5 protein-coding genes are annotated in these 4,233 nt (G+C 38.5%); 3 read left to right on the forward strand and 2 right to left on the reverse strand.

The window, feature by feature from the left end; genetic code table 11:
- Positions 1-128: 128 nt before the first annotated feature.
- Positions 129-254, forward strand: a complete 126-nt coding sequence (locus ACLFMM_RS09335; RefSeq protein ID WP_410808463.1) for a hypothetical protein — start codon at positions 129-131, stop codon at positions 252-254.
- 340 nt (positions 255-594) lie between these two features.
- Positions 595-2,112, forward strand: a complete 1,518-nt coding sequence (locus ACLFMM_RS09340) for a catalase (protein WP_410808464.1) — start codon at positions 595-597, stop codon at positions 2,110-2,112.
- A 179-nt stretch (positions 2,113-2,291) separates the two neighbouring features.
- Here the strand turns inward: ACLFMM_RS09340 and rbr are convergent, their stop codons facing one another.
- Together rbr and ACLFMM_RS09350 are read right to left on the reverse strand one after the other, a co-directional pair.
- A complete protein-coding gene (gene rbr / locus ACLFMM_RS09345) occupies positions 2,292-2,873 on the reverse strand; it encodes a rubrerythrin (RefSeq protein WP_410808465.1) in 582 nt (193 codons plus the stop codon).
- A gap of 48 nt (positions 2,874-2,921) precedes the next feature.
- On the reverse strand, positions 2,922-3,614 hold the full coding sequence (locus tag ACLFMM_RS09350; protein ID WP_410808466.1) for a peroxiredoxin: 693 nt from the start codon (positions 3,612-3,614) through the stop codon (positions 2,922-2,924).
- A 395-nt stretch (positions 3,615-4,009) separates the two neighbouring features.
- On the opposite strand from ACLFMM_RS09350, the gene ACLFMM_RS09355 reads away from it, so the two are divergent.
- Positions 4,010-4,231 (forward strand): hypothetical protein, encoded by a 222-nt coding sequence (locus ACLFMM_RS09355; RefSeq protein WP_410808467.1) that lies wholly within the window; start codon positions 4,010-4,012, stop codon positions 4,229-4,231.
- Positions 4,232-4,233 lie beyond the last annotated feature (2 nt).

Below are 4,233 nucleotides of genomic sequence, written 5' to 3' on the forward strand. Positions count from 1 at the left end.
TTCTTTTTACCATAACAATCTCCATGATGAATATAATTGATTATATTTTATGTTATCAATTCTTATTTTTTTTACTTATAAAGTAAACTGTATGCATGACTTATGATATTGATGCTGCTAAATCTTATTTGAAGAAGGCAAAAGAAAAGGCCGAGGAAGATGAAGGGTTCCCGGATGATGCTAAAGAAGAATTTAGGGATGATATCGATTATCTGTTCGATGAAATTAAAGAAATGAGGAAAAATAAAAAGTGATAAACCTTCTATTTTCTTAATGGGGTTTGGATACAATAACCCCTTGCATTGAATTTTTAGTTCTGTATTTTTGCCGTTGGTATCCGAGATATAAATGACAGTTAAAAACAAAATCAAAATGTAAGTAAGCAATCTATTTTTATATTTTGATAACATGATAGAATTTGCTAAAATTATTAATTTCAAATTTAGAGTTTAAGGTAAGGGGAGATTATTGATAAATAAATCAGTGTCAGCTAGTTCGCCATGCAATATAGCAAATTTGGCAGTCTTATAAAATAAAAACCGATAGATTGAATATCAAAAATTAGCATTTCTTATTAAAACACCAGGTTTTATTATGAACAAAAAGAACGAATCCAATACATTAACTACAGCCTTTGGAAAAGCAGTCGATGATGACCAGAACAGCCTTACTGCGGGTGAACGCGGCCCAGTCATTATGCAGGACGTTCATTTGCTTGAGAAATTAGCACATTTTGAAAGGGAACGTGTACCTGAAAGGGTAGTACATGCAAAAGGTGCCGGTGCAGGTGGCTATTTCGAAGTTACCGCAGATGTGACCAAATACACAAAAGCCAAATTCCTGTCAGAGGTAGGCAAACGTACAGAAGTATTCGCCAGGTTCTCTACTGTAGGTGGAGAACGGGGTTCTGCAGATGCTGCACGTGATCCAAGAGGGTTTGCTATCAAATTTTATACTGAAGACGGGAACTATGATATGACAGGAAATAACACCCCGGTGTTTTTTATACGTGACCCATTGAAATTTCCTGATTTCATACATACCCAGAAGAGAAATCCAGCTACTAACTGCAAAGATGCAAACATGTTCTGGGATTTCCTGTCATTAACACCAGAATCTATACACCAGGTGACAATACTGTTTTCTGACAGAGGAACACCTGCAACCTACCGCAATATGAATGGATATTCAAGTCATACATATAAATGGTACAATGGAAACGGGGACTATTATTGGGTCAAATACCATTTCAAGACCGACCAGGGAATAGAAAACCTGGACCGCCATCAAGCTGAAAAAATGAGTGGTTCTGACCCAGACCATGCGACAAGGGACCTCTATGAAGCCATTGAAAATGGTCATTATCCATCGTGGACACTTCAAATGCAGATAATGACACCTGAACAGGCTGAAAACTACAATTTTGATATATTCGATGTTACCAAAGTCTGGCCGCATGAGGATTGTCCACCTATTGAAATAGGTAAACTCGTACTAAACCGCAACCCTGAGAACTATTTTGCCGAAGTTGAACAGGCTGCATTCAGTCCTGGTAACCTGGTACCAGGTATAACCATATCGCAGGATAAGATGCTGCAGGCCAGAGTATTTTCATACCACGATGCACACATACATCGCCTCGGTACTAACTATCACCTTATACCTGTTAACAGAGCAAAAAACGCACCGGAAAACAGTTACCAGCGCGATGGTTTCATGAGGGTTGATGGTAATGGGGGAAGCGGACCTAATTACTGGCCAAATAGTTTCAACGGACCGGAACCCGACATTAATGCTGCAGACCCACTATATAAAGTTTCAGGATATGCCGCCCGTACTCCTTACAACCATCCAAATGATGATTTTGTTCAGGCCGGGAACCTTTATCGCAATGTTATGACTGAACAGGATAGGGAACATCTGGTAGATAATATAGTAAGTCATCTATCCAATGCACTGCAACGTATTCAATTAAGGCAAACTGCTATTTTCTATAAAGCAGACCCTGATTATGGAAAACGTGTAGCTAAAGGTCTAGGATTGGATGAAGACGAAGTTAAAAAACTTGCTGAAATGACGGCAAAAGAGCGGGAAAACGCTACTCAGCAATAATGTTAAGGGTTTCTAATCGATAAAACAAGTAAAAATTAATTAAATCCTTTGTTTACTTTTTTATAAATTAAAACCTGAAATTATAATCAGGATTTTTAGTCAGGTGGTAGTTCACATTTTTTGTGAACTTATAAAAAATAAAAGAATGTTACCCGGTTCACATCCGAGTATTCTACATTTCAATATTCTTCGCATTTAACTTCGAAATAATTGTACGGATGGTCGCATGAAGGGCATTTCTCAGGTGGTTCTGTACCGGTGTGTACATATCCACATTTGCGGCATACCCACTGCACTTCCCTGTTCTTCTCGTATACGGTATTGTTTTCTACTTCCTCAAGCAGTTTCTTAAACCTTTCCTGATGATGTTTCTCTACTTCTCCGATAGCTTTCAATCTGTCGGCAATTTCGGGAAGGTTCTCTTTCTCAGCGGCCTCCGCAAACTCAGGATACATGGAAGTTGTTTCGTAATTTTCTCCTGAAATCGAGTCCTTGAGGTTGTCTATAGTGTTTCCGCACACAGGTACATCCACATCAAGGTTGACCTTGTCTGGTCCACCTCCACCTTTTTCTTTGAGCTCGTTTATCAATTTCAGCATCCATTTGGCATGTTCCCTTTCATTTTCTGCGGTGTTGAGAAATATTTCAGATATCTGCTCGTATCCTTCTTCTTTTGCAACTTTTGCAAAGTTTGTATAACGGTTCCTTGCAAGACTTTCGCCTATGAATGCTTTTGTCATATTTTCTATGGTCTTATCCAAATTAAAACCCCATTTTTACATATCTAATAACTTTGTTATGATTTACCCTTATTTGTTAGATTCTTTTTTGAAGCATATGAACCAGTCAAGGCAGTACATACCTTCCTCAGTTGATTCGGATCGCTGTTCAGCAGTATCATAATCCCCAGCAGGAGGGATAATCACATCTTCACCGGGAGCCCAGTTTGCAGGTGTTGCTATATGTTCCTTGTCAGTTTTCTGCATGGCGATGATCATCCTCTTAATCTCGTCCATGTTCCTGCCGGTAGACTGCGGATAATACAGTATTGCTCTGATTTTTGCATGCGGGTCAATGACAAATGTTGCTCTAACTGCCTGTGTAGTAGATGCATTGGGTTGAATCATACCGTATTTTTTGGCTACTTCCATTTTCAGGTCTTCAATAACCGGGAATCCAATTCTGACATTTTTCATTCCCTTGTATTCCATTTTTTCTTTTATAGTTCTCAACCAGGCAATATGTGAAAAATTGCTATCTATTGACAGTCCTATCAGTTCAGTGTTCAGTTCCCTGAATTCTTCCTGCATACTGGCAAAAGTCATAAACTCAGTGGTGCATACGGGAGTAAAATCAGCAGGATGGCTGAATAGTATCACCCATTTCCCCTTGTAATCATCAGGGAAATTGATTTTACCCTGTGTAGTGTTTACCGTAAATTTAGGAGCATCGTCGCCTATAAGTGGTAGACTCGTCTGTTCTTGAGCATTTGGTTCTTCCATATATTCCACACTCTTTTTCTAATTGTTAATATAACAAAAGAGTTGCAATTAACATTGTGTTATATGAAAAACCCGTTATTTAATGATTGCGACTTGGTACATTTTCTGGGAAATAAAACAGAGATACGGCTTTACAAGAATGAGGTGCGGGGGTAGAGAAAGCCCATGAATTTACTCATGCTCTTAAAATCAGAACACTCTAAATTGGAAATTTAGAGTTAAACTTAAACTTGGTAAATTGAAAATTTACCAATATATTTAAACTCCGTTTAAAAAGTGATTAATCGTACCCCGCTGATGTCTGATTTACTCTAGATTAAACGGGATAATCGCTAACATTAAGTAAAATTTCTATGGTTTCAAATCGTATATTCAGTATCAAGTGAATTATTGGGGTGATTGGTTGTAAATGTGGACTGGAAATAGACAGAGACCTCAATGCTGCAATAAACATCCTGACTAAATCATCGTATCATAATCCAAAGAGGCATAAAGTGGGGCTCGCTGGAATCAACGGCTGTGGAGATGGTACCTCTACGACTGGTCTCAGTATCAGCAGTATCAGTTCGCAAGTACCGTCCATGAACCAGCAAATGCTTAACCTCGTCAAAGGTTAAGG

It is taken from the genome of Methanohalobium sp., from assembly GCF_046546175.1.
Classification (GTDB): domain Archaea; phylum Halobacteriota; class Methanosarcinia; order Methanosarcinales; family Methanosarcinaceae; genus Methanohalobium.